Here is a 24,966-nt window from a genome sequence, read left to right on the forward strand (position 1 = left end):
CTGACGCGAACATAAAAAAGGCCGCATTCGCGGCCTTTTTCTTGATATCGAATAATATTGCTTACAGCACGGCGACGATGGCTTCGCACAGCGGCGCCATGTTGTCAGGCGTCATGCCGGCCACGTTGATACGGCCGGACGCGACCGCATAGATGGCGAACTCTTCACGCAGACGCAGCACCTGCTCTTTCGTCAGGCCGCTGAACGAGAACATACCGTTCTGTTTGCTGATAAAGCTGAAGTCGCGGCTCGCGCCTTTCTCCTGCAGGGTGTTGACGAACAGCAGTCGCATGCGCTGAATGCGCTGGCGCATATCGGTCAGCTCCTGCTCCCAGATCGCCCTCAGCGCATCGTTGCTCAGAATGGTCGCGACCACGGACGCGCCGTGCGCAGGCGGGTTGGAGTAGTTAGCGCGGATCACCGACTTCATCTGGCTGAATGCGCGGTCTACAGTCTCCTGATCGGCGGCGACCAGAGTGCAGGCGCCGACGCGCTCGTTGTACAGGCCAAAGTTTTTCGAGTAGGAGCTGGCGACCAGCAGCTCTTTATGCAGAGCAGCAAAGGCGCGCAACCCTTCAGCATCTTCTTCCAGGCCGCGGGCGAAGCCCTGATAGGCGAAATCGAACAGCGGCAGCCAGCCTTTCTCGACCGACAGCTGCGCCAGCGTCTGCCACTGATCGAGCGTGGGATCGATACCGGTCGGGTTGTGGCAGCAGCCGTGGAACAGTACCACGTCGCCCGCCTGGGCTTCGTTCAGGCTGGCAAGCAGACCATCAAAGTCCAGCGCGTGGTTAGCCGCGTCGTAGTAGGCATATTCACGCACTTCCAGCCCGGCGGAGGTAAACACACTCTTATGGTTTGGCCAGCTCGGGTTGCTTACCCACACGCGTTTCACGTCGGTGTTTTTGGCGAGGAAGTCTGCGGCGACGCGCAGTGCACCGGTACCGCCCGGGGTCTGCGCGGTGCGGGCGCGTTTATCGGCGATAATCGCATTGCCTTTACCGAACAGCAGCTCCTGGGTGCAGCGACCAAATTCAGGAATACCATCGATGCCCAGATAGTTTTTAGTCGTTTCATTTTCCAGCAGGTACTGCTCTGCTTTTTTGACGCTGGTCAGAACGGGGGTTTTACCAGTTTCATCCTTGTAAACACCAATTCCGAGGTTAATCTTTTCAGGGCGGTCATCGGCACGAAACAGATCGGCCAGACCTAAAATCGGGTCGGCTGGGGCGGCGGTAATGTTCTCAAACATGACGAGGTTCCATTGTGATTACTGAAGGGAAATCCGCTATCAGGTTAACGGGAGAACAACGAATTGCCAACCGTTTGCGACAAAAAGCGCGAAGGTTTTCGAAAGATACGATCTTTGCCTCACGAATAGAGAAAAGCAGGACCGAAGTCCTGCTCTGAAGGCATATCACGAAGGGGTGTACTGCAAATTAGAACTGGTAAACGATACCCACGGCCGCCTGGTCGTCGGTCGCTACGCCAGCTTCACGCGTATAAGCGTTGTCGTCCAGTTGGTTGAACTTGTACGCCGCATAGACGTTCATGTTCTTGTTGAAGTAGTACCAGGTACCCACTTCGACGTATTTAACCAGATCCGCATCGCCGCCGGAGAAGCCGCCGCGCGCCTGCAGGTCTTTGCCTTTGGTCTGTACGTAGCCGATGGACGGACGCAGGCCGAAGTCGAACTGATACTGTACAACGGCTTCGAAGTTCTGGGTTTTGCCCGCGAAGTAGTTACCCTGGTTTTCCGGGGTCATGTTGTAAGTCTGGGAGTACATGACGGCCGCGTAAACGTTGTTGGCGTCATATTTTGCAGAGGTTGCCCAGGCTTCGGCTTTGTCGCCATTGCCGTCAGCTTTCTGATCTACGCTACGGTTGGAACCGGAGTAGCCAGCAGACAGCGCAATACCGTTGTCGAACGCGTAGGTCGCCGCGGTGCTGAAGCCGTCGCCATTCTGCTTGTGAATCGAACGGTCGTGGTCGTTTTTACCCTGGTACTGCAGCGCGAAGCTCAGGCCGTCAACCAGACCGAAGAAGTCAGAGTTACGGTAGGTTGCCACGCCGTTGGTACGGCCGGTCATGTAGTTGTCGGTGTAGTTCCAGCCGTCGCCGCCCCATTCAACCAGCATATCGGTTGCTGCTTCGACGTCGTAGATTGCGCCGTAGTTACGGCCGTAGTCGAATGAACCATACTCGCCCGCTTTCAGACCTGCGAACGCCAGACGGGTTTTGGTCGGCTGGGAACCTTCAACGTTGGAGGCGTCCATGTTGTATTCCCACTGACCGTAGCCGGTCAGCTGATCGTTGATCTGAGTTTCGCCTTTCAGGCCGATACGGGCGTAGGTGGTATCGTCGCTGCTGGTGTCGCCATTGGTGGTCCAGACGTGCTCGCCGACCATTTTTCCATAGAAGTCCAGTTTGTTGCCGTTTTTGTTATAGATTTCTGCAGCGTTAGCTGCACCGGCTACCAGCAGGGCAGGGATCACCACTGCCAGAATATTGCGCTTCATCATTATTTATTACCCTCATTAATATTTTTTATATGAACACGTGCCACTGCCGTCAATAAGTTCTGTCAATAAAAACTTACAGAACCATTGATGAGAGTTTGGTGTCTGAAGGCATCTTTCCATCCGCGACAACGTTTCGCTAGCCGGAAAATGCTACTAATATCTCATATGAGTAACAAAACGAAATAACATGTAACTAAATATGTATTTTTGGGAACTTTGTGAACTTAATCAAAATTCCGTTCCACATGGTGAGGTAAATCGCCCTTCCATATCTATCTATATGAAATATTTATGATTAATTTGGATAAAGGTAAATTTGCTCATTTTATGTGTTGAATTCGCCTTCTTTTTATTCAGCCTTTGTCTTGGCAAGATGTGCGGCGTATGGTTAAAAAATGAGCAAATTAATCAGGGGTTTTGCTCTGTTATGAACAAAAAGTGCGATCTGTATCACCAGGATGCACCGAAACAGTGCGTAACATAAATGTGAATTCGAGGCCTTGATGTTTAAGTTTGTTGAATTTTGATAACAGTAATTGACATAAAAAAAGGCCAGCTTGCGCTGGCCTTTCAGGTTTATGTCAGAAAAATTTAGAATGTCGCGTTGCGCGGGGTCCGCGGGAACGGAATGACATCGCGGACGTTCTGCACGCCGGTCACGTAGGCGATCAGACGCTCGAAGCCCAGGCCAAAGCCGGAGTGTGGAACGGTGCCATAGCGGCGCAGATCGCGATACCACCAGTAGTCTTCTTTATTCAGGCCCATCTCGGCCATACGCGCGTCAAGCACGTCGAGGCGCTCTTCACGTTGGGAACCACCGATGATCTCGCCAATACCCGGCGCCAGGACGTCCATTGCCGCGACGGTTTTACCGTCTTCGTTAAGGCGCATGTAGAACGCCTTAATATCTTTCGGGTAGTTTTTCACCACCACCGGCGCTTTGAAGTGTTCTTCAGCCAGGTAACGTTCGTGCTCGGAGGAGAGATCCACGCCCCAGTACACCGGGTTCTCGAATTGCTTGCCGCAGTTTTCCAGAATGGTGACGGCGTCGGTATAATCCACCTGCGCAAAATCAGCGGTGATAAAGCGCTGCAGACGGTCGATAGCGTCTTTATCAACGCGCTCGGCGAAGAACTGCATGTCGTCCGCGCGCTCTTCCAGTACCGCTTTAAAGACGTACTTGAGCATCGCTTCCGCCAGGCCGGCAACATCGTTCAGATTGGCGAAGGCCACTTCCGGCTCCAGCATCCAGAACTCCGCCAGGTGGCGGCTGGTGTTGGAGTTTTCCGCGCGGAAGGTCGGGCCGAAGGTGTAAATCTTCGACAGCGCGCAGGCATAGGTCTCGCCATTCAGCTGGCCGGAAACGGTCAGGAACGACTCTTTACCGAAGAAGTCTTTGTCGAAATCGACTTTGCCCTGATCGTTACGCGGCAGGTTTTCCAGATCCAGCGTCGACACGCGGAACATTTCGCCAGCGCCTTCGGTATCGGAGGCGGTGATCAGCGGGGTGGAGACCCAGAAGAAGCCCTGCTCATCAAAGAAGCGATGCAGCGCCTGCGCCAGGGTGTGACGCACGCGGGCAACCGCGCCGATCAGGTTGGTGCGCGGACGCAGGTGGGCCACTTCACGCAGATACTCGATGCTGTGGCGCTTGGCCGCCATCGGGTAAGTGTCCGGGTCTTCCACCCAGCCGGTCACTTCCACGTTGGTCGCCTGGATCTCAAAGCTCTGACCCTGGCCCTGGGAAGCCACGACTTTACCGGTGACAATCACCGAGCAACCGGTGGTCAGACGCAGCACTTCCTGATTGTAATTGGGCAGAGAATTATTAATAACGGCCTGTACAGGATCAAAGCAGGAACCGTCATAGACGGCGAGGAATGAAAAGCCAGCTTTTGAATCTCGGCGGGTACGCACCCATCCGCGGACCGTGACTTCGCTGTCAACGGCAACGCGGCCCTGGAGTACGTCGGCTACAGGCACAACGCTCATAATAATCTCTCTATATAGTCCAATAAAAAAGTCTCTTCCCCCTACAGCGGGGGGATATCTATGTTACCTGTCATCTTCCATCAGACAAGTAGATTTCGCATCATAAGCGGATAATTCGGCAATAAATAATAAAGAAAAAGGAGCCTGAAAGGCTCCTTAAGAAAATTAGCTCGCTTTTTTAATCGGCGGCAGGTCGAACGCTTCGCGCAGGGCGCGGACGAAGGCCTTATCGTGGCAGATGGTTTTCCCCGGGCTGTCGGAGAGTTTCGCCACCGGCTTGCCGTTACATTCCACCAGCTTAATCACGATATTGAGCGGTTTAACCTGCGGCAGATCGCAGGTTAAACGGGTGCCGATCCCAAAGCTCAGCTTCACCCGCGAGGCGAAGTGGCGATACAGGTCGACGGCTTTCGCCAGATCGAGATTATCGGAGAAGACCAGCACTTTGCTCAGCGGATCGATGCCCAGCTTCTGATAATGGGCGATGGCTTTTTCACCCCATTCCACCGGGTCGCCGGAGTCGTGGCGCAAACCCTGATAGCGGGTGGCGAACTCCGGACCGAAATCGCGCAGGAACGCATCCATGGTGATGCAGTCGGTCAGTGCGATGCCCAGTTGGTCAGGATACTCTTCCAGCCAGGCGGCGAGGGCCGCCCGCTGGCTGCTGGCCAGGTTCGGGCTGATCTGCTGATGAGCCTGGAACCACTCATGGGCTTGGGTGCCCATCGGGGTTAAGTTGAGACGGCGCGCCAGATCGTAGTTGCTGGTGCCAACAAACCATGGCTCCTGCTGCAGGCGTTGCACAATAGCTTCCTGCACCTCGCGTGAAAAACGACGGCGGGTGCCGAAATCCATCAGACGGAAGGCGCTCATGTCGAGGCCAGCGGTCATGGTGGCGAAGTCGCCTAGCTTATGTTCCAGCGCGTTTAGCGCTTGTTCCACGCCCGTCTCGGGTGAACGGTAGCGATGGACCAGCTCGCTTATCACCGCCAGCAGCGGGACTTCCCACATGATGGCTTCCCGCCATGGGCCGGTAAGGCGAATGTTCAGCTTGCCGTTGTCATTGGTGACCGTGACCTGGCGTGGGTCATAGCGAAAATCGCGCAGCCAGTCGAGGTAATCCTGGCGAAAAAAAGGAAGGGTGGACAGCCAGCGATATTCATCATCCCGCAGCCTCAGGTCGCGCATGGACTCCACCTGCTCGCGGATCGCGTCGGCATAGATGCCGAGCAGGTCGTCTCCGCGGCAGCGAAACTCCGCCGCCACATGTACATCGCCGTAGCGGTGGAAGACAGCCTGCTGCATGTGCAGCTTGTAGGCATCCGTATCAAGCAGAGAGTGCAGTACAGGAGAAGTGAATTGTGTCATGGTGCGCAGTAGCATCCTCTCACTGGAGCGTTCCATCGAAACCAACGCGGAAAAAGGAGGCGGAGTATACCTTTATTACCCGGCTCTGTCCCGCGATGGCGAGCAATGGCGACGCTGACGGTCATTTGCGAGGCCTAGTTTAATATATTGAACATGGATCACACCACAAGCTTTGCGTCGGGTCGAGGGCATTTCGTGCCGCGAGTGTTAACAAAATGTAGCGATTTCCGTGTTTCACGTTGAAAAGATGAAGATTCTGCATAGCGCGATTGACACAACGGGAATAGACTGGGACGACACTTTACCGAAGATGCGAAAGGTTTTTTATGACACAACAGCCCCAAGCCAAATACCGCCACGACTATCGTGCGCCGGAGTATCTGATTAGCGATATCGATTTGACCTTTGACCTGGATGCCGCAAAAACCGTTGTTACGGCCGAGAGCAAGGTCTCCCGCCACGCGGCAGCGTCTGATGTGCCATTGCGCCTGGACGGCGAAGATCTGACTCTGATTTCGCTGCAGGTGAACGGACAGCCGTGGAGCGACTATAAAGAAGAAAACAATCAGCTGGTGATCGGCGGCCTGCCGGAGCATTTCACCCTGACCATCGTCAATGAGATCAGCCCGGCGGCGAACACCGCGCTGGAAGGCCTGTATCAGTCAGGCGAAGCGCTGTGCACCCAGTGTGAAGCGGAAGGTTTCCGCCACATCACCTGGTATCTGGACCGTCCGGACGTGCTGGCGCGCTTTACCACCAAAATTATCGCCGATAAAGCCAAATATCCGTTCCTGCTCTCCAACGGCAACCGTATGGCGGAAGGGGAACTGGAGAACGGTCGTCACTGGGTACAGTGGCAGGATCCATTCCCGAAACCGTGCTACCTGTTTGCGCTGGTGGCCGGTGATTTCGACGTCCTGCGCGACACTTTTACCACCCGCTCCGGGCGTGAAGTGGCGCTGGAGCTGTACGTCGATCGCGGCAATCTCGACCGCGCGCCGTGGGCGATGACGTCGCTGAAAAACTCCATGAAATGGGATGAGGAGCGCTTTGGCCTCGAGTATGACCTCGACATCTATATGATTGTCGCCGTCGACTTCTTTAATATGGGTGCCATGGAGAACAAAGGACTCAACGTCTTTAACTCCAAATATGTCCTGGCGCGGACCGATACCGCCACCGATAAAGACTACCTTGATATTGAGCGGGTAATTGGTCATGAGTATTTCCATAACTGGACCGGCAACCGCGTTACCTGCCGCGACTGGTTCCAGCTAAGCCTGAAAGAGGGGCTGACCGTGTTCCGCGATCAGGAGTTCAGCTCCGACCTCGGCTCGCGGGCGGTGAACCGCATCAACAACGTGCGCACTATGCGCGGGCTGCAGTTTGCCGAAGACGCCAGCCCGATGGCGCACCCGATCCGTCCGGATATGGTTATCGAGATGAACAACTTCTATACCCTGACGGTCTATGAAAAGGGGGCCGAAGTGATCCGCATGCTGCACACCCTGCTGGGTGAAGAAAACTTCCAGAAAGGGATGCAGCTCTATTTTGAACGTCATGACGGCAGCGCCGCCACCTGCGACGATTTCGTCCAGGCGATGGAAGATGCCTCGAACGTCGATCTGTCGCACTTCCGCCGCTGGTACAGCCAGTCCGGTACGCCGATCGTCACCGTCCATGACGACTATAACCCGGAAACCGAGCAGTATACGCTCACCATCAGCCAGCGTACGCCGCCGACCGCCGAGCAGGCCGAGAAGCAGCCGCTGCATATCCCGTTTGCCATCGAGCTGTACGATAACGAAGGTAAGGTGATCCCCCTGCAGAAGGGCGGCCATCCGCTGCACCCGGTGCTTAATGTGACTCAGGCTGAGCAGACCTTCGTCTTTGATAATGTCTATTTCCAGCCGGTACCGGCCCTGCTGTGCGAGTTTTCAGCACCGGTGAAACTGGAATACAAGTGGAGCGATCAGCAGCTCACCTTCCTGATGCGCCATGCGCGGAATGATTTCTCGCGCTGGGATGCGGCGCAGAGTCTGCTGGCGACCTACATCAAGCTGAACGTTAACCGTCATCAGCAGGGACAGCCGCTGTCGCTGCCGGTGCACGTGGCGGACGCCTTCCGCGCGATTCTGCTCGACGAGAAGATTGACCCGGCGCTGGCCGCCGAGATCTTAACCCTGCCGTCGGCCAACGAAATCGCCGAGATGTTCGCCATTATCGATCCTATCGCCATCGCCACTGTGCGCGAGGCGCTCACCCGCACCCTGGCGAACGAGCTGGCGGACGAATTCCTCGCGGTATATAACGCCAATAAGCTCGACAGCTACCGGGTGGAGCATGCCGATATCGGTAAGCGCGCCCTGCGCAATACCTGCCTGCGCTATCTGGCATTCGCAGAACCGACGCTGGGCGATAAGCTGGTGGCGGCGCAGTATCACCAGGCGGATAACATGACCGACGCGCTGGCCGCGCTGTCGGCGGCGGTTGCCGCTGAGCTGCCGTGCCGCGATGCGCTGATGCAGGAGTATGACGACAAATGGCATCAGGACGGCCTGGTGATGGACAAGTGGTTTATCCTGCAGTCCACCAGCCCGGCGGCCAATGTGGTCGAAACGGTACGCGGTCTGCTGAACCATCGTTCGTTCAGCATGAGCAACCCGAACCGCGTGCGGTCGCTCATCGGCGCTTTCGCCAGCAGCAACCCGGCGGCGTTCCATGCGGAAGACGGCAGCGGCTACCAGTTCCTGGTGGAGATGCTGACCGAGCTTAACCAGCGCAACCCGCAGGTCGCATCGCGACTGATTGAGCCGTTGATTCGCCTGAAGCGTTACGATGAGAAACGCCAGGCGCTGATGCGCGCCGCGCTGGAGCAGCTGAAGGGTCTGAAGGATCTCTCAGGCGATCTGTACGAGAAAATCAGTAAGGCGCTGGCGTAACCGTGGCGTAAACCCGGATTGCGGCGCACATTGCGCCCTGTCCGGGTTACCTGGTGCCGCGGTGATGTTGTCGGGTGGCGCGATGCTTACCCGGTCTGGAATACGCGGCAGATTTGTCGTTGGTCGCCCGGCTGAGCAAAGCGCGAGCCGGGGACATGTCGGATGACGATATGCCCCCGTTCTGACAGCAGACCGTTACTCCGGTCAGCCATGACTAAATAAACGCGGCACGCTCTCGCTCTTGCCGCGCTTCATCACCCGATCCAGTACCTCCGCCTCCAGCTCGGCCAGCTTCGCCGAACCGGTGCGCCGCGGTCGCGGAATATCCACGTTCAAATCGAGACCGATCTTCTTCTCTTCAATTAACAGCACCCGGTCGGCCATCGCCACCGCTTCGCTGACGTCGTGGGTCACCAGCAGGACCGTGAAGCCATGCTCCTGCCACAGGGAGACGATCAGCTCCTGCATCTCCAGACGGGTGAGGGCGTCCAGCGCCCCCAGCGGCTCGTCCAGCAATAGCAGGCGCGGGCGATGGATCAGGGCGCGGGCCAGCGCAACGCGCTGCTTTTGCCCGCCCGACAGCGCCGCCGGCCACTCCTGCGCGCGACTCTCGAGTCCGACGCTGGCCAGTGCCTGCAGGGCGGCTTCGCGCCAGGCGCCTTTTAACCCCAGCCCCACGTTATCAATCACCGTTTTCCACGGCAGCAGGCGTGCATCCTGAAACATCATCCGGGTGTCGTCCTGGATCGCCGCCAGCGGCGTTGCGCCCGCCAGCAGCTCGCCGGCGTTCGGGTTTTCCAGGCCCGCCAGCAGGCGCAGCAGGGTACTTTTGCCGCCGCCGCTGCGGCCCACCACCGCCACAAACTGGCCGCTGGGGATATGCAGATCCAGCTCGTTAAGAATGGTGTTGTCGCCATAGCGTTTAGTCACCCCGTTCAGCAGCAGCGGGATACCTGGGTTTAGACGGGCAGTGTTCATGCGTTCGCCTCCTGAAGATGATACGCCGGGTTCCAGCGCAGCCAGAGCCGCTCCAGCAGCTGGGCGCTGACGTCGGCCAGTTTGCCAAGAATGGCGTAAAGAATGATGGCGACCACCACCACGTCGGTTTGCAGAAATTCACGCGCATTCATCGCCAGGTAGCCGATACCGGCGTTCGCCGAGATGGTTTCGGCGACAATAAGCGTCAGCCACATCAGACCGAGGGCGAAACGCACGCCGACCATAATCGAGGGTAGGGCGCCGGGCAAAATCACGTGACGGAAAAGAGCAAAGCCGGATAAACCATAGCTGCGCGCCATCTCCACCAGTCCACGGTCGATATTGCGGATCCCGTGCCAGGTGTTGATATAGATCGGGAACAGGGTGCCCAGCGATACGAGGAAGATCTTGGCGGTCTCATCGATGCCGAACCACAAGATCACCAGCGGGATCAGCGCCAGATGCGGCACATTGCGCAGCATCTGGATCGACGTGTCCAGCAGGCGCTCGCCCCAGCGTGACAGACCGCTGATCAGGCCTAGCACCAGCCCTATGGAGCCGCCGATGGCGAAGCCGACCAGCGCCCGCCACGAGCTAATGGCCAGATGCTGCCACAGCTCACCGCTGGCCGAGAGGGTCCAGAACGCTTTCAATACGCCCTCCGGCGAGGGCAGCACCCGCGTCGACAGCCAGCCGACGGACGAGGCCAGCTGCCAGACAATGACCGTTCCCACCGGCAGCAGCCAGGGGGCGAGGCGTAATAACAGGGGATGGGTTGATTTTGCCATCACGACCTCCTCAGCTCTGCGCCACTTTACGCGGGATAAACTCGTTAGCGACGGCTTCTCCCTGCAGGCGCAGGCTTTGCGGCTGCGGGACAGACGGCACCGCGACGTCGAGCAGCGGGAACAGCAGCTCGCCGACCCGATACGCCTCTTCCAGATGCGGATAACCGGAGAAGATAAAGCTATCGATACCCAGCGCGGCGTACTCATTGATCCGTTCGGCCACGGTGGCGGCATCGCCCACCAGCGCGGTCCCGGCGCCGCCGCGCGCTAAACCGACGCCAGCCCACAGGTTGGGGCTGATTTCCAGCTTATCGCGTCGGCCATTGTGCAGGGCCGCCATCCGCTGCTGGCCGACGGAGTCGGTTCTGGCGAAGGCTGCCTGGGCGCGGGCGATAGTCTCATCATCAAGATGAGAGATAAGGCTGTCCGCTGCCTGCCAGGCTTCCTCATTGGTTTCCCGCACGATCACATGCAGGCGGATGCCGAAACGCACCCGGCGACCGTGCCGGGCGGCTTTCTCCCGCACCTGAGCAATTTTCTCTGCCACCTGGGCCGGTGGTTCCCCCCATGTAAGATAGAGATCGACCTGCTCAGCGGCCAGATCCTGCGCCACCTCAGACGAGCCGCCGAAATAGAGCGGCGGACGCGGCTGCTGGAGCGGCGGAAACAGCAGTTTAGCGTCGCGAACGCGCTGATGCTTACCGTTAAAGGTGACAGTTTCCCCTTCCATCAGCTTGCGCCAGATGTGGGTAAATTCAGCCGAGGCCTCATAGCGCTCGGTGTGGTCGAGGAAGACACCGTCGCCAGCCAGCTCGGCGGGATCGCTGCCGGTGACCAGATTGAACAGCGCCCGGCCGTTTGACAGTCGGTCCAGGGTCGCCGCCTGGCGCGCGGCCACCGTCGGCGACACCACGCTTGGCCTGAGGGCGACAAGAAATTTCAGCCGCTGCGTTACCGGGATCATTGAGGCCGCAACCAGCCAGGCATCTTCACATGAGCGCCCGGTCGGGATCAGCACGCCGGTGAACCCCAGCCGATCCGCCGTCTGCGCGATTTGCTGCAGATAGCCATAATCGACCGGACGGGCTCCCTCTTCGGTACCCAGATAACGACCATCACCATGGGTCGGTAAAAACCAGAACATATTCAGACTCATGATTTCGCTCCTTGTGCGGCGGCGGGCTGCCAGATGCGGGCCCGGATATCAACTTTTTTCGGCACCAGCTTGTTCTCATAGAACAGGTCGGCCGTCTGCTGCTGGCGAGCGGCGGTTTCGGCGCTCACCGGGGTAACCGAGGTGGGGGGACGATGGTCCAAGTAGCTGGCGATCACCGCCTCCGGTAACCCCATCGTTTTCGCCAGCAGCGTAATGCTTTGCGCGCGCTGGCTATGGGTCAGGGCATCGGCCTGCGTAAAGGTATCGAGTACACCCTCAATAAAGGCGCCATTGCGTTCAGCGTAAGGGCGGGAAGCGAGATAGAAGGATCCTGTCTGTTTCAGGTCGGTTCCGTCGGTTAGCACCCGGGCGCCGCCCTGCAGCAGCGCGGCGGAGTAATACGGATCCCAGATCGCCCAGGCGTCGACATTGCCCTGCTGGAAGGCGGCGCGCGCATCGGCGGGGGCGAGATAGACCGGCTGAATGTCGCTAAACTTCAAACCTGCCAGCTGCAGGGCGCGCAGTAGCAGATTGTGGGAGCTGGAGCCTTTCTGAAAAGCGACCTTTTTTCCTTTCAGCTCAGCAACGTTATGAATCGGGCTGCCCTGCGCCACCAGAATCACTTCCGCTTTGGGCTTGGGCGGTTCCGAACCGATATACACCAGATCGGCGCCCGCCGCCTGCGCAAAGATAGGCGGAATGTCGCCAGTGCTGCCGATATCGATGCTGCCAACGTTCAGCGCCTCCAGCATCTGCGGACCGGCCGGGAATTCTATCCACGAGATATGGGTCTTTGGGTAGCGCTGCTCCAGCAGCTGATGGCTTTTCGCCAGCACCATGCTGACGCTGCCTTTCTGATAACCGATGCGCAGGGCGTCAGGCGCCGCCGGGGCGGCGTGGCCCAGGGTGGAAAAGAGCAGCAGTCCGCCGAGGGTCAGAGCGCGGAGAGGATTAAGCATGTTCCACCCCACGCAGAGACGTTAATGACGGCGCGCGGCTGCTGGGGCGGTGCAGCGCCTGCCAGAAGGTCTCGAGGGCTTCATCGAGGCGCCGCTGCAGGTTCGGGGTAAACTGCGGCTTGTGCTGGTAATCGGTCACCTGGCTGTCGTCGGCGAAGACGCCGTGGAGGATCTCCTGAGCCTTGAGGGCATTCAGCACCGGCTTCAGGGCGTAGTCCACCGCCAGCATGTGGGCGATGGTGCCGCCGGTGGCCAGCGGCAGTACGATTTTGCCCTCCAGCGCCCGCTCAGGAAGCAGGTCGAGCAGCGTTTTCAGGGCGCCGGAAAACGAGGCTTTATACACCGGCGTGGCGATGATCAAGCCGTCAGCCCCGGCCAGCTGCTCATTGAGCGTCTGCAGCGCCGGGTTGTCAAAGCGAGCGTAGAGAAGGTCTTCCGGGGCAAAGTTCTGCAGATGCCAGTGGCAGACTTCGATATCGGCGGCGGTGAGCGTCTCTCTGGCATATTCCAGCAGGGCGCTGGAACGGGAAGGGTAACGCGGGCTGCCCGCAAGCGTAATGACGCGCATCTCTCTCTCCTTATAACTAAATGTTTGCATTTATCTATAATTGATAACATTTATAGTGAGTGTGACAGAGGGCCATTATTTCCCTAAATGATTTATCCACCGTTAGATAGCCGAAAAGCGCATAACGGCGCGCGGGGAGGTAATCGTTTGCGCTGATGGGGGATTTTTTGTCGCAGGTCAATTCCCTTTCCGCAACAGATCGCACATAATACGCCCCCGGTTTGCACACCGGGAATCCAGGAGAGTTCATGTACTACCCCTTCGTTCGTAAAGCCCTTTTTCAGCTCGATCCTGAGCGCGCTCATGAAGTTACTTTTCAACAATTACGCCGTGTCACCGGGACGCCGCTGGAAATCCTGGTTCGCCAGAAGGTGCCGGCCAGGCCTGTCACCTGCATGGGGCTGACCTTTAAAAACCCGCTGGGTCTGGCGGCCGGGCTGGATAAAAACGGGGAATGCATTGACGCGCTGGGCGCGATGGGTTTTGGCTCCATTGAGATCGGCACCGTGACGCCGCGTCCGCAACCGGGCAACGATAAGCCAAGGATCTTCCGTCTGGTGGATGCTGAGGGGTTGATCAACCGCATGGGCTTTAATAACCATGGCGTCGATAACCTGGTCGAGAACGTGAAAAAGGCGCATTTTGACGGCGTGCTGGGCATCAATATCGGTAAAAATAAAGATACGCCGGTTGAGCACGGGAAAGATGATTACCTGATTTGTATGGAAAAAGTCTATCCCTACGCTGGCTATATCGCCATTAATATCTCCTCGCCGAACACCCCGGGGCTGCGCACGCTGCAATACGGCGAAGCGCTCGACGATTTACTCTCCGGTATTAAAAATAAGCAGCTTGAGCTGCAGCAGAAGCATCAAAAATATGTTCCGGTCGCCGTGAAGATCGCGCCGGATCTTTTGCCTGAGGAATTGATCCAGGTTGCCGATAGCCTCGTGCGTCATAATATTGATGGGGTGATTGCCACCAATACTACTCTCGATCGTTCTCTGGTCCAGGGAATGAAACATTGCGATGAGACCGGCGGGCTTAGCGGTCGTCCATTACAATTAAAGAGTACCGAAATTATTCGCATGCTCTCCGCAGAGTTGAATGGCCGTTTGCCTATCATTGGCGTGGGCGGTATTGATTCCGTGATTGCCGCGCGGGAAAAGATGGCCGCTGGGGCATCGCTGGTGCAGATTTATTCCGGATTTATTTTTAAAGGTCCGCCGCTGATTAAAGAAATTGTTACCCACATCTAATCTTTTCCTCCTTTGAATCCCCCCAGGGCTTTATTTCCGGCCCTGGTTGTTTTATATTCCCTCACTGTTGCTTATTTAAACATTTTAGACTTTTCTTAATTTTAGAAAATATTCTGCGGTAAGTCGCAACAGCTTTGCAGAGGCGTATGAAAGGGGACAGGGGGAAAAATGCGGATTAAACCTGACGATAACTGGCGTTGGTATTACGATGAAGAGCACGACCGCATGATGCTCGATCTGGCCAATGGCATGTTATTTCGCTCGCGCTTCGCCCGGCGCATGCTGACGCCGGACGCCTTTGCCCCATCGGGATTCTGCGTTGATGACGCCGCGCTCTATTTCTCTTTTGAAGAAAAATGTCGCGATCTCGAGCTATCGAAAGAGCAGCGGGCGGAATTAGTCCTTAACGCGCTCACCGCCATCCGTTTTCTCAAACCGCAGATGCCGAAAAGCTGGCACTTTATCGCCCATACCCATCACTGGCAGCCGAGCGGCGGCGACGCGGCCTGCGTCTGGCTGAGTGATACCGGCGAGCAGGTGAATTTACTGGTGGTGGAGCCGGGCGATAACGCCGCGCTCTGTCTGTTGGCTCAGCCGGGTCTTACGCTTGCCGGCCGGGTTATGCAGCTGGGCGATGTCATTAAAATCATGAACGACAGGCTGCAGCCGGCGCAGAGCGCGGTCAGCTACAGCCTGGGGCAGGCGGTTTAAGGCGCCAGGCGCAGGGCCGTTTTCGGCACGCAGCTGCAGGCGAGAATGGTGCCATCTCCGGCGACCGCGTTTTTCTTTAACGGACTCACTTCCCCCTCTTCAAGACGGATGCGGCAGCTGCCGCAGATCCCCGCCCGACACGAGTAGGGTACGCGAATGCCCTGTTGCTCCAGTTGTTCCAGCAGCACCTGCTGGTTATTGCCGGTAAATTGTTGACCCTGCCATTCAATGGCAACCGTGGCCTGCAGCTGCGCCTCGGGAGCCGGGGTATCGTCGCTTTCGCCGGCGCCGTAGGCTTTCGCGGGGCCGCGGGCGAGGATTTCCACTTCATCTCCCACCCGGATCACGCCGCTGTTACGGGCAATCAGGTTCTGACCAAAGTCGACTTCGCCATTATCCTGCGCGGTGCGGAAGCGCTTTAAGGTTTCCAGCGGCTCTCCGCTGGGATGCTTCTGCCCGCGCTCCGGACTGACGGTGGTAAAAATGCAGCGGCTGCACGGTTTGGCGACGTCAAATACCACCTCGCCGACGCGGATCACTTTCCAGCTGTCTTCATCCCAGGCCGCCGCGCCGGTGACCACGAGATTAGGGCGAAACTGTTCTATGCTTACGCTGGCCGGGCAGCGCTGCTGCAGATCGCGCAGGGAGGCCTCGTTCGCCAGCAGGTAAGGGTAGCCGTCGGCGAAGGAGAGCGGTACCGCATCGTGGCGCTTCACCCGGCGGGTTAACTGTGGCCCCAGCCAGCGCAGCTGGACGTCGCGATTGAAAAAGCCGCTGAGCCACTGATTAACCGCTGCGGGCGCGATAAGGGCGGTAAAATGGTTGCCCCAGACTTCTGTCGGTTCGGCCTGAGGGGCGAAATCGTTAAAACGCACCACGGCGCTGCTGCCGTCCGGTGCGGTCAGGTGAAGGCCATCATGCAGCGGCGCCGGAATAAATTTCACCATTTGCGGAAACTGACGGGCGGTAATAAAGGTGCCGTCGGTTTCGGTGACCATAAACAGGCGATCGAAGGCCAGGCCGCTGATATCGGCAAAGGCGTGGGTCAGGCCCATGCCGCGCATGGATTTAACGGGATGAATAAAAAGACGCGAGAGCGTTACCATACGCTGCCTCCGGGTTCCAAAAATAAGCCTATAACTTTATGACATAGGGCACATATTGGCTATAATGCGCACCAATTTTCTTTAAGTAAAAGTGACGATATGAATTCTCTGTTTGCCAGTACGGCTCGTGGGCTGGAAGAGCTGTTAAAAACTGAACTGGAAGGGCTTGGCGCGACGGACTGCCAGGTAGTCCAGGGCGGGGTCCATTTTCAGGGGGATACGCGCCTGCTGTATCAGAGCCTGATGTGGAGCCGGCTGGCTTCGCGCATCATGCTGCCGCTGGGCGAGTGTCGCGTATACAGCGATCTGGATCTGTACCTCGGCGTACAGGCCATTCCGTGGACGGAGATGTTTAACCCTGGCGCCACCTTCGCGGTGCATTTTAGCGGTCTCAATGAGGAGATCCGCAACAGCCAGTACGGCGCGCTGAAGGTCAAAGACGCTATTGTCGACAGCTTCACCCGTAAGAATCTGCCGCGCCCGAACGTCGATCGTGAGTCGCCCGATCTGCGGATCAACGTCTGGCTGAACAAAGAGACGGCGCACATCTCGCTGGATCTGAGCGGCGAAGGCCTGCACCTGCGCGGCTACCGCGATGGCACCGGTATGGCGCCGATCAAAGAAAACCTCGCGGCGGCGATCGTGATGCGCTCCGGCTGGGTGCCGGGCACCCCGCTGCTCGATCCGATGTGCGGCTCCGGTACCCTGCTGATTGAGGCGGCGATGCTGGCGACCGACCGCGCGCCGGGCCTGCACCGCGGCCACTGGGGCTTTGGCGGCTGGGCACAGCACGACGACGTCATCTGGAAAGAAGTGAAAGCGGAAGCGCAAACCCGCGCCCGTCAGGGGCTGGCGGCATATGGTTCACGCTTCTATGGATCCGATGTCGACGCACGCGTCATTGACCGCGCCCGCCGCAACGCCCGTCGGGCCGGCATCGGCGAGCTGATCGATTTTGAAGTCAAAGACGTCGCCCAGCTGAATAATCCGCTGCCGAAAGGCCCGTACGGCACCGTGATCAGCAACCCGCCGTACGGCGAGCGTCTGGAAAGCGAGCCGGCGCTGATCGCCCTGCACAGCTTGCTGGGCCGGATCATGAAAAGTCAGTTTGGCGGCTGGAACCTGTCGGTGTTCAGCGCCTCGCCGGAGCTGTTAAGCTGCCTGCAGCTGCGCGCCGACAAACAGTTTAAAGCCAAGAACGGCCCGCTGGACTGCGTGCAGAAGAATTATCACCTGGCGGAGAGCGAAGGCGGCAAGCCGGCGATGCTGGCGGAAGATTTTGCTAACCGTCTGCGTAAGAACCTGAAGAAGTTTGAAAAATGGGCCCGTCAGGAAGGCATTGAATGCTATCGCCTGTACGATGCTGACCTGCCGGAATACAACGTGGCCATCGATCGCTACGCCGACTGGGTGGTGGTCCAGGAGTATGCCCCGCCGAAAACTGTCGACGCGCATAAAGCGCGCCAGCGCCTGTTCGATATTATCGCCGCGACTATCGCGGTGTTAGGAATCGCGCCGAACAAGCTGGTGCTGAAGACCCGCGAGCGGCAAAAGGGGAAAAATCAGTATCAGAAGATGGCGGAGAAAGGCGACTTTATCGAGGTGCAGGAGTACAACGCGCGTCTGTGGGTCAACCTCACCGACTACCTGGATACCGGTCTGTTCCTCGACCACCGGATCGCCCGCCGTATGCTTGGCCAGATGAGCAAAGGCAAGGATTTCCTCAACCTGTTCTCCTATACCGGCAGCGCCAGCGTCCACGCCGGCCTCGGCGGCGCTCGCTCCACCACCACGGTGGATATGTCGCGCACCTATCTGGAGTGGGCGGAACGCAACCTGCGTCTCAATGGCCTGACCGGCCGCGCGCATCGCCTGATGCAGGCGGACGTCCTGGGCTGGCTGCGGGAGAGCACCGAGCAGTTCGATCTGATCTTTATCGATCCGCCGACCTTCTCCAACTCCAAACGAATGGAAGATGCTTTCGACGTCCAGCGCGATCACATTCGCCTGATGACCGATCTGAAACGTCTGCTGCGTAAAGGCGGCACCATTATGTTCTCGAATAACAAACGCGGTTTCCGTATGGATCATGACGGGCTGGCGGCGCTTGGCCTGAAGGCACAAGAGATTTCGCAAAAAACGCTGTCGCAGGATTTTGCCCGCAACCGTCAGATCCACAACTGCTGGCTGATTACCGCAGCCTGAAAGGAATAAAGAATGTCACTGATTAGTATGCATGGCGCCTGGCTTTCCTTCAGCGATGCGCCGCTGCTGGATAATGCCGAGCTGCATATCGAAGATAACGAACGCGTCTGCCTCGTCGGACGCAACGGCGCCGGTAAATCGACCCTGATGAAGATCCTCAACCGCGAGCAGGGGCTGGATGACGGGCGCATTATTTATGAACAGGATCTGATTGTGGCGCGTCTGCAGCAGGATCCGCCGCGTAATGTCGCCGGTACGGTGTACGATTTTGTCGCGGAAGGCATCGCCGAGCAGGCGGCCTACCTGAAGGCCTACCATGACGTATCACATCAGGTCATGACCGATCCGAGCGACAAAAATTTAAATGAACTGGCGCGCCTGCAGGAGCAGCTCGATAACCTGGGGCTGTGGCAGCTGGACAGCCGCATTAACGAAGTGATTGAGCAGCTTGGCCTTGATGCCAATGCCCAACTGGCATCCCTGTCCGGCGGCTGGCTGCGTAAAGCGGCGCTGGGCCGCGCGCTGGTCAGCGGGCCGCGCGTGCTGCTGCTCGATGAACCTACCAACCACCTGGATATCGAAACCATCGACTGGCTGGAAGGGTTCCTGAAAACCTTTAAAGGCACCATTATCTTTATTTCGCACGACCGCTCCTTTATCCGCAATATGGCGACGCGCATCGTCGACCTCGATCGCGGCAAGCTGGTGACCTACCCGGGCGATTACGATCAGTATCTGCTGGATAAAGAAGAAGCCCTGCGGGTTGAAGAACTGCAGAATGCGGAATTCGACCGCAAGCTCGCTCAGGAAGAAGTGTGGATCCGTCAGGGGATCAAAGCGCGCCGCACGCGTAACGAAGGCCGCGTTCGCGCCCTGAAGGCGATGCGTCGTGAGCGCGGCGAGCGCCGGGAAGTGATGGGCAGTGCCAGGATGCAGGTTGAAGAGGCTTCGCGCTCCGGCAAAATCGTTTTCGAAATGGAGAACGTCAACTATCAGGTTGATGGCAAAGTGCTGGTGAAAGATTTCTCCGCGCAGATCCAGCGCGGCGACAAGATTGCCCTGATTGGCCCCAACGGCTGTGGGAAAACCACGCTGCTGAAGCTGATGCTTGGCCAGCTGCAGGCCGACAGCGGGCGGATCCACGTCGGTACCAAACTGGAAGTCGCCTACTTCGACCAGCACCGCGCAGAGCTGGATCCGGACCGGACGGTGATGGATAACCTTGCGGAAGGTAAGCAGGAGGTGATGGTTAACGGTAAGCCGCGCCATGTGCTGGGCTATCTGCAGGACTTCCTGTTCCATCCGAAACGGGCGATGACCCCGGTGCGGGCGCTCTCTGGCGGGGAACGTAACCGCCTGCTGCTGGCGCGGCTGTTTTTGAAACCCAGCAACTTGTTGATTCTCGATGAACCGACAAACGACCTGGATGTCGAAACGCTGGAGCTGCTGGAAGAGCTGATCGATGGCTATCAGGGCACCGTGATGCTGGTGAGCCACGATCGTCAGTTCGTGGATAACACCGTAACCGAATGCTGGATCTTCGAAGGCGGCGGTCGCATCGGCCAGTATATCGGCGGCTATCACGACGCCCGCGGACAGCAGGCCCAGTCGTTGGCTCAGAAGCAGCCGGCAGCGAAAAAAACGTTGGAAGTCGCTCAGCCAAAAGCAGAAACTGTCAAACGCGGCGGGAACAAACTAAGCTATAACCTGCAGCGCGAGCTGGAACAGCTGCCGCAGAAGCTGGAAGCCCTCGAGGCCGAACTTCAGACGCTGCAGGAGCAGGTGGCCGATCCCGACTTCTTTGGACAACCGCACGATCGCACGCAGCAGGTGCTGGCAAAGCTGGCCGAAGCGGAACAGGCGCTGGAAGCGGCCTTTGAACGCTGGGAATATCTCGAAGGATTAAAGAACGGCGCCTGAGCCGAGGAGTTGTCATGTGCGATCATCATCATGCTGCGCGACATATTTTATGTCCCCAATGTGATTTGCTGGTGGCTTTGCCGCAGCTTGAGCATCGCCAGAAAGCCGCTTGTCCGCGCTGCGGTACAACATTAACCACCACGTGGGACGCGCCTCGCCAGCGTCCCACGGCGTATGCGCTGGTTGCGCTGTTTATGCTGCTGTTGGCCAACCTCTTTCCGTTCATCTATATGAAAGTGGGCGGGATCAGCAGCGAAATAGAGCTACTGGAAATTCCCAATGTGTTATTTACCGAGGATTACGCCAGCCTCGGCACTTTCTTTTTACTCTTTGTGCAGCTGGTACCGGCGTTTTGCCTGGTCACCATTCTGCTGCTGGTCAATCGGGTCAGAATGCCCGCCGGTCTCAAGGCGTTCCTTGCGCGTATTCTGTTCCACCTGAAAACCTGGGGCATGGCGGAGATCTTTCTTGCCGGCGTGCTGGTGAGCTTCGTCAAGCTGATGGCCTACGGCGATATCGGCATCGGTCTGAGTTTTGTGCCGTGGTGTATGTTTTGCCTGCTGCAGTTACGTACTTTTCAGTGCGTCGACCGCCGCTGGCTGTGGGATGATATCGCCCCCATGCCGGCCATTACCCAACCGCTGAAGGTCGGTGTAGCCGGTATCCGCCAGGGGCTGCGCTCCTGCGCGTGCTGCACGGCGGTGTTGCCGGCCGATCTGACGATCTGCCCGCGCTGTCACAGTAAAGGAACGGCGCGGCGTAAAAACAGCCTGCAGTGGACGCTGGCGCTGCTGGTGACCTCATTTATCCTTTATCTTCCTGCCAATATTATGCCGATCATGATCACCGATCTGTTGGGCGATAAAATGCCGTCGACCATTATGGCTGGGGTAGTTTTACTGTGGAGCGAGGGGTCTTATCCGGTGGCGCTGGTGATCTTTATCGCCAGTATTATGGTGCCGACGCTAAAAATGATCGCTATTGCCTGGCTGTGCTGGAACGCCAATGGCAACGGTGAGCGCGATTCGGAACGTATGCATCTGATCTATGAAGTGGTGGAATTTGTTGGCCGCTGGTCAATGATTGATGTTTTTGTCATCGCCGTACTCTCTGCGCTGGTGCGCATGGGAGGGTTGATGAATATCTATCCCGCTATCGGCGCGGTGATGTTTGCGCTGGTGGTGGTGATGACCATGTTTTCAGCCATGACGTTTGATCCCCGTTTACTGTGGGATCGTGAGCCAGATTCAAGCCATGAGGAAATACAACAACATGGAAAATAAGAGCGGAGAAGCGAAAGTGCAGAAGGTGAAGAACTGGTCACCGGTGTGGATCTTTCCTATCGTCACTGCGCTGATCGGGGCGTGGATCCTGTTCTATCATTACAGCCATCAGGGCCCTGAGGTCACGCTGATCACCACCAACGCGGAAGGCATTGAAGGGGGAAAAACCCGCATCAAGAGCCGCAGCGTGGACGTTGGGGTAGTGGAGAGCGCGACGCTGACCGACGATTTAACCCACGTGGAAATCAAAGCCCGCCTCAACTCAGGGATGCAGAAATTACTGCACAACGATTCCGTCTTCTGGGTGGTGAAACCGCAGGTAGGGCGCGAGGGGATCAGCGGTCTTGGGACATTGTTGTCCGGGGCCTATATTGAACTGCAGCCTGGGACGAAAGGTTCGGTGCCAGCGCAGTATCCGCTATTGGATTCTCCGCCGCTGGCCTCGCCGGATGCCAAGGGGATCCGTATTCTGCTGGAAAGCAGCAAGGCGGGGCAGCTGTCGCCGGGCGATCCGGTGCTGTTCCGCGGCTATCGCGTGGGGTCGGTGGAAACCAGCACCTTCGACACCCAGAAACGTCGTATCACTTATCAGTTGTTTATCAATGCGCCCAATGACCGCCTGGTGACCACCAATGTCCGCTTCTGGAAGGACAGCGGCATCGCTGTAGATTTGACTTCGGCGGGGATGCGCGTCGAGATGGGTTCGCTGTCGACGCTGTTTGGCGGCGGCGTGAGCTTCGATATTCCTGAAGGATTGGATCTCGGCGAGCCGGTGGCAAATAAAACGGAATACCATTTATTTGACGATCAGAAGAGCATCCAGGATTCGGTCTTTACCGAGCATATCGATTATGTCATGTTCTTCAAAGACTCGGTTCGCGGCCTGCAGCCGGGCGCGCCGGTGGAGTTCCGCGGCATCCGTCTGGGAACCGTCGGCAAAGTGCCGTTCTTCATTCCCGGTCTGAAGCAGCGTTTGAACGACGATTATCGCATTCCGGTGGAAGTGCGGGTGGAACCGCAACGTCTGATTAACCAGCTGGGCGGCGATCCGAATATTCGTGCCCACATTGACGATCTGATCAACCGCGGACTGCGCGGCTCGCTGAAAACCGGTAACCTGGTGACCGGCGCGCTGTATATCGATCTCGACTTCTATCCGAAGGCGCCGCCGCGCGGGAAAATTCAGGAGTTTAACGGCTATCCGATTATCCCGACCATCAGCGGTGGTCTGGCGCAGATCCAGCAGCGTCTGATGGATGCGCTGGATAAGATTAATAACCTGCCGCTCAATCCGTTACTGGAGCAGGCGACCAGCACCCTGGCGCAGAGCGAGAAGACCATGCAGCACGTGCAGACCACGCTGGATAGTCTGAATAAGATCACCTCCAGCCAGTCGATGCAGCAGTTACCTGCGGATATGCAGACGACGCTGCGCGAGCTGAACCGCAGCATGCAGGGCTTCCAGCCGGGCTCCGCGGCCTACAATAAGATGGTGGCCGATATGCAGCGTCTGGATCAGGTGCTGCGTGAATTGCAGCCGGTCCTGAAAACGCTCAATGATAAGAGCAATGCGCTGGTATTTGAGGCGAAGGATAAAAAAGACCCACAGCCGAAGGGAGCGAAATAATGAAAAAATGGTTACTGGCGGCAGCCGTATGCGTGCTGACGGCGTGCAGTAGCGGCGGCGAAAGCAAAACGTATTACCAGCTGCCGGTGGCGCAGGGCGGCGCACAGAGCGCCGCCAGCCAGGGGGCGCGTCTGCTGTGGGTTGAGCAGGTCAGCATCCCGGATTACCTGGCGGGTAACGGGGTGGTCTATCAGACCACCGACGTGCAGTATGTGATCGCCAATAATAATCTGTGGGCCAGCCCACTGGACCAGCAGCTGCGCACCACGCTGGTGGCGAACCTGAGCCAACAGCTGCCGGGCTGGGTGGTGTCATCCCAGCCGCTGGGTAGCGAGCAGGATACGCTCAACGTCGCGGTCAATGGCTTTCACGGACGCTACGACGGGCGGGTTATCGTCAGCGGTGAGTGGCTGCTGAAGCATCAGGGACAGCTGATCAAGCGCCCGTTCAACATCGTGCTTAAGCAGGATCAGGATGGTTATGACGCGATGGTCAAGACCCTGGCGCAGGCGTGGAGCCAGGAGGCGGCGGCCATTGCCAGCGAGCTTAACCGTCTGCCATAAGTAAAATTCATCACGCTGATCTGCCGTGCGGTTCATCTGAGCCGCACGGCTTTTTTTTGTCAGGTCAGTTCGTTACCGGCCGATGTGTCAGATGAACAAAAAATGAACTCTTATATAGGTCACAAATATGACAATGGCGTGAATTTTGCGCATTGACGTTGCCTTCATTTCGCGGTATTCGTAACCCGTGGCTGCATAATTTGCGACCACTGTTTTCTTTTCCACCAGATCAAAGAATGAGGGAAACGAGGCATGAAGAGACAAAAACGAGATCGCCTGGAACGGGCACATCAACGCGGATATCAGGCGGGTATCGCAGGAAGATCGAAAGAAATGTGTCCATACCAGAGCCTTAATCAACGCTCATGGTGGCTGGGAGGCTGGCGAGAAGCCATGGAGGACAGGGTACTAACGGCCTGACACTGTCTCTTTAAAAAAGAAGCCTCCGCATAGCGGGGGCTTCGCCTTTTAATCGCTGCTGAACGTTATCAGAAAGCGGAAGTATCCTGGAACAGACCCACTTTCAGATCGCTTGCGGTGTAGATCAGGCGATCGTCAACCAGCACTTCACCATCCGCAAGGCCCATAATCAGACGACGGTTAACGATGCGCTTGAAGTGGATGCGGTAGGTCACTTTTTTCGCGGTCGGCAGAACCTGACCCGTGAATTTCACTTCGCCAACGCCCAGCGCGCGGCCTTTGCCTTCGCCACCGAGCCAGCCGAGATAGAAACCCACCAGCTGCCACATGGCATCCAGGCCCAGGCAGCCCGGCATCACCGGATCGCCGATAAAGTGGCAACCGAAGAACCACAGGTCCGGGTTGATGTCGAGTTCGGCCTCAACATAACCTTTGTCGTAGTTACCACCGGTTTCGGTCATTTTGATGACGCGGTCCATCATCAGCATGTTTGGCGCCGGCAACTGCGGGCCTTTCGCACCGAACAGTTCACCACGACCAGAGGCAAGAAGATCTTCTTTTGTATAGGATTCGCGTTTATCTACCATGTTTTCAGTAAG

Annotated in this window: 20 protein-coding genes; 9 read left to right on the forward strand and 11 right to left on the reverse strand. The window is 57.5% G+C overall.

Features of this window, described 5'->3' with window-relative positions:
- Positions 1 to 61: 61 nt before the first annotated feature.
- From ACQUTP_RS12045 to pncB, 4 genes are all read right to left on the reverse strand, one after another.
- Positions 62 to 1,252: an amino acid aminotransferase gene (locus ACQUTP_RS12045; protein WP_017899450.1), complete on the reverse strand. Its 1,191-nt coding sequence runs from the start codon at positions 1,250 to 1,252 to the stop codon at positions 62 to 64.
- Positions 1,253 to 1,439: 187 nt separating this feature from the next.
- Positions 1,440 to 2,522 (reverse strand): porin OmpK35, encoded by a 1,083-nt coding sequence (gene ompK35 / locus ACQUTP_RS12050; protein ID WP_004201406.1) that lies wholly within the window; start codon positions 2,520 to 2,522, stop codon positions 1,440 to 1,442.
- Between the two features lie 591 nt (positions 2,523 to 3,113).
- Positions 3,114 to 4,514, reverse strand: coding sequence for an asparagine--tRNA ligase (gene asnS, locus ACQUTP_RS12055; RefSeq protein WP_017899452.1), 1,401 nt, complete (start codon positions 4,512 to 4,514; stop codon positions 3,114 to 3,116).
- Between the two features lie 165 nt (positions 4,515 to 4,679).
- Positions 4,680 to 5,882 carry a nicotinate phosphoribosyltransferase gene (gene pncB / locus ACQUTP_RS12060; protein ID WP_043521086.1) on the reverse strand — a complete coding sequence of 401 codons (1,203 nt, stop codon included), beginning with the start codon at positions 5,880 to 5,882 and terminating at the stop codon, positions 4,680 to 4,682.
- A gap of 326 nt (positions 5,883 to 6,208) precedes the next feature.
- Between pncB and pepN the strand changes: the two genes are divergently transcribed.
- Entirely contained in the window at positions 6,209 to 8,824 is a 2,616-nt protein-coding gene (gene pepN, locus ACQUTP_RS12065; RefSeq protein ID WP_017899454.1) for an aminopeptidase N, read from the forward strand.
- A 204-nt stretch (positions 8,825 to 9,028) separates the two neighbouring features.
- Here the strand turns inward: pepN and ssuB are convergent, their stop codons facing one another.
- Genes ssuB through ssuE form a run of 5 tightly spaced genes read right to left on the reverse strand, consistent with a single transcriptional unit; the run spans position 9,029 to position 13,273 of the window.
- Complete coding sequence (gene ssuB / locus ACQUTP_RS12070; protein ID WP_017899455.1) at positions 9,029 to 9,802, reverse strand: aliphatic sulfonates ABC transporter ATP-binding protein; 774 nt, start codon at positions 9,800 to 9,802, stop codon at positions 9,029 to 9,031.
- Positions 9,799 to 10,590 (reverse strand): aliphatic sulfonate ABC transporter permease SsuC, encoded by a 792-nt coding sequence (gene ssuC / locus ACQUTP_RS12075; protein WP_004201413.1) that lies wholly within the window; start codon positions 10,588 to 10,590, stop codon positions 9,799 to 9,801. Before ssuC ends, ssuB begins: the two co-directional genes overlap by 4 nt.
- Positions 10,591 to 10,600: 10 nt before the next feature.
- Positions 10,601 to 11,746, reverse strand: a complete 1,146-nt coding sequence (gene ssuD, locus ACQUTP_RS12080; protein WP_004201414.1) for an FMNH2-dependent alkanesulfonate monooxygenase — start codon at positions 11,744 to 11,746, stop codon at positions 10,601 to 10,603.
- Entirely contained in the window at positions 11,743 to 12,705 is a 963-nt protein-coding gene (locus tag ACQUTP_RS12085) for a sulfonate ABC transporter substrate-binding protein (RefSeq protein ID WP_004201415.1), read from the reverse strand. Before ACQUTP_RS12085 ends, ssuD begins: the two co-directional genes overlap by 4 nt.
- Positions 12,698 to 13,273, reverse strand: a complete 576-nt coding sequence (gene ssuE, locus ACQUTP_RS12090) for an NADPH-dependent FMN reductase (RefSeq protein WP_004201416.1) — start codon at positions 13,271 to 13,273, stop codon at positions 12,698 to 12,700. The genes ACQUTP_RS12085 and ssuE overlap by 8 nt, the downstream gene beginning before the upstream one ends.
- Before the next feature lie 248 nt (positions 13,274 to 13,521).
- Here ssuE and pyrD point away from each other — a divergent pair, with 248 nt between their 5' ends.
- Together pyrD and zapC are read left to right on the forward strand one after the other, a co-directional pair.
- The gene (gene pyrD, locus ACQUTP_RS12095; RefSeq protein WP_004201417.1) at positions 13,522 to 14,532 is read left to right on the forward strand and encodes a quinone-dependent dihydroorotate dehydrogenase; all 1,011 of its coding nucleotides are present in this window, start codon (positions 13,522 to 13,524) and stop codon (positions 14,530 to 14,532) included.
- A 168-nt stretch (positions 14,533 to 14,700) separates the two neighbouring features.
- Positions 14,701 to 15,243, forward strand: a complete 543-nt coding sequence (gene zapC, locus ACQUTP_RS12100) for a cell division protein ZapC (RefSeq protein WP_002898308.1) — start codon at positions 14,701 to 14,703, stop codon at positions 15,241 to 15,243.
- On the opposite strand, the gene ACQUTP_RS12105 is transcribed toward zapC, so the two are convergent.
- Positions 15,240 to 16,349 (reverse strand): YcbX family protein, encoded by a 1,110-nt coding sequence (locus tag ACQUTP_RS12105; RefSeq protein ID WP_004201419.1) that lies wholly within the window; start codon positions 16,347 to 16,349, stop codon positions 15,240 to 15,242. The genes zapC and ACQUTP_RS12105 overlap by 4 nt on opposite strands.
- A 99-nt stretch (positions 16,350 to 16,448) precedes the next feature.
- Between ACQUTP_RS12105 and rlmKL the strand changes: the two genes are divergently transcribed.
- The 6 genes from rlmKL (at position 16,449) to rmf (ending at position 24,367) form a co-directional block, all read left to right on the forward strand.
- Positions 16,449 to 18,554, forward strand: a complete 2,106-nt coding sequence (gene rlmKL / locus ACQUTP_RS12110; protein WP_004201420.1) for a bifunctional 23S rRNA (guanine(2069)-N(7))-methyltransferase RlmK/23S rRNA (guanine(2445)-N(2))-methyltransferase RlmL — start codon at positions 16,449 to 16,451, stop codon at positions 18,552 to 18,554.
- A gap of 12 nt (positions 18,555 to 18,566) precedes the next feature.
- Positions 18,567 to 20,474, forward strand: coding sequence for an ABC transporter ATP-binding protein (locus tag ACQUTP_RS12115; RefSeq protein WP_004201421.1), 1,908 nt, complete (start codon positions 18,567 to 18,569; stop codon positions 20,472 to 20,474).
- Between the two features lie 14 nt (positions 20,475 to 20,488).
- Complete coding sequence (pqiA, locus tag ACQUTP_RS12120; RefSeq protein ID WP_004201422.1) at positions 20,489 to 21,757, forward strand: membrane integrity-associated transporter subunit PqiA; 1,269 nt, start codon at positions 20,489 to 20,491, stop codon at positions 21,755 to 21,757.
- Entirely contained in the window at positions 21,747 to 23,384 is a 1,638-nt protein-coding gene (gene pqiB / locus ACQUTP_RS12125) for an intermembrane transport protein PqiB (protein ID WP_004201423.1), read from the forward strand. Before pqiA ends, pqiB begins: the two co-directional genes overlap by 11 nt.
- Positions 23,384 to 23,947, forward strand: coding sequence for a membrane integrity-associated transporter subunit PqiC (gene pqiC / locus ACQUTP_RS12130; RefSeq protein ID WP_004201425.1), 564 nt, complete (start codon positions 23,384 to 23,386; stop codon positions 23,945 to 23,947). The genes pqiB and pqiC overlap by 1 nt, the downstream gene beginning before the upstream one ends.
- A gap of 252 nt (positions 23,948 to 24,199) precedes the next feature.
- Positions 24,200 to 24,367 carry a ribosome modulation factor gene (gene rmf / locus ACQUTP_RS12135; protein ID WP_002898396.1) on the forward strand — a complete coding sequence of 56 codons (168 nt, stop codon included), beginning with the start codon at positions 24,200 to 24,202 and terminating at the stop codon, positions 24,365 to 24,367.
- A gap of 68 nt (positions 24,368 to 24,435) precedes the next feature.
- Here the strand turns inward: rmf and fabA are convergent, their stop codons facing one another.
- Positions 24,436 to 24,954: a bifunctional 3-hydroxydecanoyl-ACP dehydratase/trans-2-decenoyl-ACP isomerase gene (gene fabA / locus ACQUTP_RS12140; protein WP_004201428.1), complete on the reverse strand. Its 519-nt coding sequence runs from the start codon at positions 24,952 to 24,954 to the stop codon at positions 24,436 to 24,438.
- Between the last annotated feature and the right edge of the window lie 12 nt (positions 24,955 to 24,966).

Origin of the sequence: Klebsiella sp. 2-CIP_Kleb. (assembly GCF_050378715.1) — a bacterium.
In the GTDB taxonomy this organism is placed as follows: Bacteria; Pseudomonadota; Gammaproteobacteria; order Enterobacterales; family Enterobacteriaceae; genus Klebsiella; species Klebsiella quasipneumoniae.

Excerpts from the sequence above, each read along its gene's own strand:
- pyrD (WP_004201417.1), top strand. The coding sequence starts at position 13,522 with ATGTACTACCCCTTCGTTCGTAAAGCCCTTTTTCAGCTCGATCCTGAG.
- ssuB (WP_017899455.1), bottom strand. The coding sequence starts at position 9,802 with ATGAACACTGCCCGTCTAAACCCAGGTATCCCGCTGCTGCTGAACGGG.
- ACQUTP_RS12105 (WP_004201419.1), bottom strand. The coding sequence starts at position 16,349 with ATGGTAACGCTCTCGCGTCTTTTTATTCATCCCGTTAAATCCATGCGC.
- fabA (WP_004201428.1), bottom strand. The coding sequence starts at position 24,954 with ATGGTAGATAAACGCGAATCCTATACAAAAGAAGATCTTCTTGCCTCT.
- ACQUTP_RS12115 (WP_004201421.1), top strand. The coding sequence starts at position 18,567 with ATGTCACTGATTAGTATGCATGGCGCCTGGCTTTCCTTCAGCGATGCG.
- pqiC (WP_004201425.1), top strand. The coding sequence starts at position 23,384 with ATGAAAAAATGGTTACTGGCGGCAGCCGTATGCGTGCTGACGGCGTGC.
- pqiA (WP_004201422.1), top strand. The coding sequence starts at position 20,489 with ATGTGCGATCATCATCATGCTGCGCGACATATTTTATGTCCCCAATGT.
- ACQUTP_RS12085 (WP_004201415.1), bottom strand. The coding sequence starts at position 12,705 with ATGCTTAATCCTCTCCGCGCTCTGACCCTCGGCGGACTGCTGCTCTTT.
- ssuD (WP_004201414.1), bottom strand. The coding sequence starts at position 11,746 with ATGAGTCTGAATATGTTCTGGTTTTTACCGACCCATGGTGATGGTCGT.
- rlmKL (WP_004201420.1), top strand. The coding sequence starts at position 16,449 with ATGAATTCTCTGTTTGCCAGTACGGCTCGTGGGCTGGAAGAGCTGTTA.
- ompK35 (WP_004201406.1), bottom strand. The coding sequence starts at position 2,522 with ATGATGAAGCGCAATATTCTGGCAGTGGTGATCCCTGCCCTGCTGGTA.
- pncB (WP_043521086.1), bottom strand. The coding sequence starts at position 5,882 with ATGACACAATTCACTTCTCCTGTACTGCACTCTCTGCTTGATACGGAT.
- pqiB (WP_004201423.1), top strand. The coding sequence starts at position 21,747 with ATGGAAAATAAGAGCGGAGAAGCGAAAGTGCAGAAGGTGAAGAACTGG.
- ssuC (WP_004201413.1), bottom strand. The coding sequence starts at position 10,590 with ATGGCAAAATCAACCCATCCCCTGTTATTACGCCTCGCCCCCTGGCTG.
- ssuE (WP_004201416.1), bottom strand. The coding sequence starts at position 13,273 with ATGCGCGTCATTACGCTTGCGGGCAGCCCGCGTTACCCTTCCCGTTCC.
- asnS (WP_017899452.1), bottom strand. The coding sequence starts at position 4,514 with ATGAGCGTTGTGCCTGTAGCCGACGTACTCCAGGGCCGCGTTGCCGTT.
- pepN (WP_017899454.1), top strand. The coding sequence starts at position 6,209 with ATGACACAACAGCCCCAAGCCAAATACCGCCACGACTATCGTGCGCCG.
- rmf (WP_002898396.1), top strand. The coding sequence starts at position 24,200 with ATGAAGAGACAAAAACGAGATCGCCTGGAACGGGCACATCAACGCGGA.
- zapC (WP_002898308.1), top strand. The coding sequence starts at position 14,701 with ATGCGGATTAAACCTGACGATAACTGGCGTTGGTATTACGATGAAGAG.
- ACQUTP_RS12045 (WP_017899450.1), bottom strand. The coding sequence starts at position 1,252 with ATGTTTGAGAACATTACCGCCGCCCCAGCCGACCCGATTTTAGGTCTG.